Annotated in this window: 4 protein-coding genes; 2 read left to right on the forward strand and 2 right to left on the reverse strand. The window is 40.7% G+C overall.

The window, feature by feature from the left end:
- The first annotated feature begins 185 nt into the window (after positions 1 to 185).
- Both GBI16_RS17730 and GBI16_RS17735 read left to right on the forward strand, forming a co-directional pair.
- Complete coding sequence (locus tag GBI16_RS17730) at positions 186 to 995, forward strand: formate/nitrite transporter family protein (protein WP_000323725.1); 810 nt, start codon at positions 186 to 188, stop codon at positions 993 to 995.
- A gap of 51 nt (positions 996 to 1,046) precedes the next feature.
- Positions 1,047 to 2,771: a bifunctional protein-serine/threonine kinase/phosphatase gene (locus tag GBI16_RS17735; RefSeq protein ID WP_151707586.1), complete on the forward strand. Its 1,725-nt coding sequence runs from the start codon at positions 1,047 to 1,049 to the stop codon at positions 2,769 to 2,771.
- Between the two features lie 345 nt (positions 2,772 to 3,116).
- Here the strand turns inward: GBI16_RS17735 and GBI16_RS19070 are convergent, their stop codons facing one another.
- Together GBI16_RS19070 and GBI16_RS19095 are read right to left on the reverse strand one after the other, a co-directional pair.
- A complete protein-coding gene (locus GBI16_RS19070) occupies positions 3,117 to 3,521 on the reverse strand; it encodes an IS5 family transposase (RefSeq protein WP_308463957.1) in 405 nt (134 codons plus the stop codon).
- Between the two features lie 56 nt (positions 3,522 to 3,577).
- Positions 3,578 to 3,655 (reverse strand): hypothetical protein, encoded by a 78-nt coding sequence (locus tag GBI16_RS19095; protein WP_308463958.1) that lies wholly within the window; start codon positions 3,653 to 3,655, stop codon positions 3,578 to 3,580.
- Between the last annotated feature and the right edge of the window lie 121 nt (positions 3,656 to 3,776).

Below are 3,776 nucleotides of genomic sequence, written 5' to 3' on the forward strand. Positions count from 1 at the left end.
AAAAATTGAATGATTTTTAAATAATTTATGGCACAGCTTTTGCTTTATTTATAACAAGCATGGCAATGGCGCCATAACAAAATTACCTGTTCTGATATTTAAGGCAACGACGCCTAAGGTTTCAAAGACCTTAGGCGTCTTTTTTTTTAAAAACAGGTCCAGATATTAAAAATGAGGACGATGACATGGCATATCTTGCTCCTGCAGAGTTTGCAAAAAAAGTGGTAGATGCGGGTGAATCCAAATTACATATGGCAACCCGTGATGTATTGATTCGTGCCTTTATGGCAGGTGCGATTTTGGCACTGGCAGCAGTATTTGCCATTACCATAGCCGTGCAAACAGGATCAGCACTAATTGGTGCGCTCCTGTTTCCAGTTGGTTTTTGTATGTTGTATTTATTGGGCTATGACCTGTTAACTGGGGTATTTGTACTTACGCCGCTGGCATGGCTAGATAAACGCCCAGGGGTGACATGGGGACGTATTCTAAAAAACTGGGGCTTGGTGTTTGTAGGGAACTTTACAGGCTGTTTAGTCGTTGCAGTGCTCATGGCAGCGGTTTATACCATGGGTTTTGCAGCGGATCCAAACCCTGTCGGCGTGAAAATTGCGCATATTGGCGAGGAGCGGACATTAGGTTATGCCGAATACGGATTCGCCGGCTGGATGACTATTTTTATCCGTGGCATGCTGTGTAACTGGATGGTGTCATTAGGTGTCATTGGCGCGATGATGTCTACTACGGTGAGTGGCAAATTCATTGCCATGTGGATGCCAATTATGCTGTTCTTTGCCATGGGCTTTGAGCACTCTGTCGTTAACATGTTCCTGTTCCCATTTGCCATGATGATGGGCGGTGACTTCTCGATTGCTGACTACTTCCTATGGAATGAACTGCCGGTTGCTTTAGGTAATCTGGTGGGTGGTTTGGCATTAACAGGTCTGGCACTTTATACAACCCATGTCCGTACTGGTGTTAAAAAAGAATTTTAATATTCACCATTTTATAAAGGGATCATATAGATCCCTTTTTGAGCTTTCAGCATGAAAAAAACATTAAAAGTCAGTATTGGGCAATATTCTACTGCCGGAATTAAACAACAGAACCAGGATTTCCATGGAGTATATCTGCCCGAAGGACATGTGCTGAAACAGAAAGGTATTGCCTGTGTTATAGCGGATGGAATCGGTAGCAGTAATGTCAGTCATCTTGCAGCAGAAACCGCCGTTGGCAGTTTTTTATCTGACTATTATTCTACTTCAGATGCCTGGAGTACACAGACTTCAGCAGAACGGGTGATCCGCGCGACCAATTCATGGCTTTATGCACAGACTCAACAAAGTCAAGGACGTTTTGATAAAGACCGAGGTTATGTCTGTACCTTATCTGCACTGATTTTAAAACAGCAACAAGCCCATGTTTTTCATGTTGGTGATAGTCGTATTTACCGCATTCGCGATCATGAAATTGAATTACTGACCCATGATCATCGTGTCTGGTTGTCTTCAAGAGAGCATTATCTTAGCCGAGCCTTAGGTGCCGACTATCGTATTGAAATTGATTATCGAAATATTGAGCTCAAAGAAAAAGATATTTTTTTACTGATGACGGATGGGGTCTATGAATTTGTCACAGATCAACAATTATTAGATTTAATTTTAGTAGATGCAGATTTAAATCAACTTGCCAAAGCATTCGTTGAAAAAGCTTTAGAACAGGGCAGTGATGATAACTTAAGTCTCCAGGTGATCCATGTAGAACAGCTGCCTGAACTGAATCAGTTTCATATTCCGCAGGATTATGTATTTCCACAACAGCTCAGTAAAGGTGAAGTGTTTGAAGGCTATGTGATTGATAAAATTTTGCACCAAAATCATCGCAGTTGCCTGTATTTGGCACACGATACTCAGCAGCAGCCCTTGGTTATAAAAACTTTGGGGGTAGATTTACAGCAAGATAAAAATGCCGTAGAGCAGTTTCAACTCGAAGATTGGGTATCGAAACGTCTGAAACATGACAACCTGATGCAGTGTTATCCACATAACACTGAGAAAAAATATTTATTCCAATGTTATGAATATTTACAGGGTGAAACCTTGGCTCAATGGCTGCATCGCCAAGAAAAGCCTTTAAATCTGGATGAGATTTTACCAATTTTGCAACAAACAGCCTTGGCTTTAAATGCAATGCACCGGCTGGAAATGCTACATCAGGAGATACGACCAAAAAACATCATGGTTATAAATGCAGAAAATGCCATGAAAATTAAACTGATTGATTATGGTTCAACGGCAGTAAGAGGCCTGGTCGAAATTAATCCTAAAAATGCGAATCGAGCACTCGGAACCTTGGCATTTATGGCACCGGAGTATTTTATTGATCATTCGCCATCTGTACATTCAGACCAATTTTCTTTGGCGGTAATGGCCTATTATTTATTCACCAAACAATTACCTTATGGGACAGATTTAGCTCGCTGTAACAGTTTAAAGCAGATGAAAAAAGTTCAATATCATTCCATCAGGAAATATCGGCCAGATTTACCTATATGGTTAGATAAAATTTTAGGCCAAGCGCTGAGTATTGAACCGATACATCGTTTTGAGGCCTTGTCTGAACTCATTCATAATCTAATGCATCCTTCCAAAGAATTATTAAACTCTAAACCACCAGCAATCATTGAACGAGATCCTTTACGTTTTTGGCAAATGAGTTGCGCCGTATTAGGGCTATTATTTTTACTGAGTATTGCATGGCCATTTATTTGAAAAGATAGGATCAAACCATGCTTAAAATTGAAGGTACATAGATAAGTTTTTATTCAAACAGCTTTGTTGCACAAAGATTTGAAATGCAAAGCGCCCCTAATTGAGCTAAATTTAAGGCGTAATTTGGGTACGTGGTCGACCTAATTCCGTAAATCTGTTGAGGACTGCTACACGTGCATGAATCTCATTGACTTGGCTATCAAAACGCCTTGCTCTGAGTTTATCTCCTAATAATTTAATGCAGTGCATCTTAGTTTCAACCAAACTTCACCGATGATAGCCTGATTTTTTCCATAGTGTCCTGCCTGAGAAGCACTGCTTCCAAGATTAACTGTTCGAAGTAATTCATTTCGATCTAGCGAGCTGCTCTTTGTATCTTTCCAAGGTTTCGCATTTTTTTCTAGGTGGAATCACCGCATGCGCTTGCCGATCTGCAATGACCTCACGGCATTGCTTGGTGTCATAAGCTCCATCGGTATAAACAGAGTCAATCTGCTCATCTTGTGGAATCTGATTAAGTAAATCACCAAGCACCTGTGAATCACTGACATTATTGGTTGTAAGCTGAATAGCGCGTATTTGTAGAGTTTTAGCATCTATGCCAATATGAAGTTTACGCCATTGGCGACGATATTCAGGTCCATATTTCTTGCGTTTCCATTCGCCCTCACCTAGAAACTTCATGCCTGTAGAGTCTATGAGTAGATGCAGCCCATCGCTACTTTTTTGGTAATTGATTGCAATATTAATATGCTTTTGTCTTCTACAAAGCGTGGTGTACGAATATCACTGATATTCGTAGCTGCTCATCCGCAAAGTTTAATCAGACTTTGCACAAAGCCAGTGACCATACGTAAAGACAGACGGAATAAGGATTTAATCATTAAGCAGCATTGGATGGCTGCGTCGGAGTAGGTTTGATTTCGCCCTTATTTTGCCTTTTGATGGAGCATACCATTGCGTAGCAGGATCAAACCAAATGGCAATATTTCCGCGATGAACGAG

It is taken from the genome of Acinetobacter sp. TUM15064 (genome assembly GCF_008980265.1).
In the GTDB taxonomy this organism is placed as follows: domain Bacteria; phylum Pseudomonadota; class Gammaproteobacteria; order Pseudomonadales; family Moraxellaceae; genus Acinetobacter.

Excerpts from the sequence above, each read along its gene's own strand:
- GBI16_RS19095 (WP_308463958.1), bottom strand. The coding sequence starts at position 3,655 with ATGATTAAATCCTTATTCCGTCTGTCTTTACGTATGGTCACTGGCTTT.
- GBI16_RS17735 (WP_151707586.1), top strand. The coding sequence starts at position 1,047 with ATGAAAAAAACATTAAAAGTCAGTATTGGGCAATATTCTACTGCCGGA.
- GBI16_RS17730 (WP_000323725.1), top strand. The coding sequence starts at position 186 with ATGGCATATCTTGCTCCTGCAGAGTTTGCAAAAAAAGTGGTAGATGCG.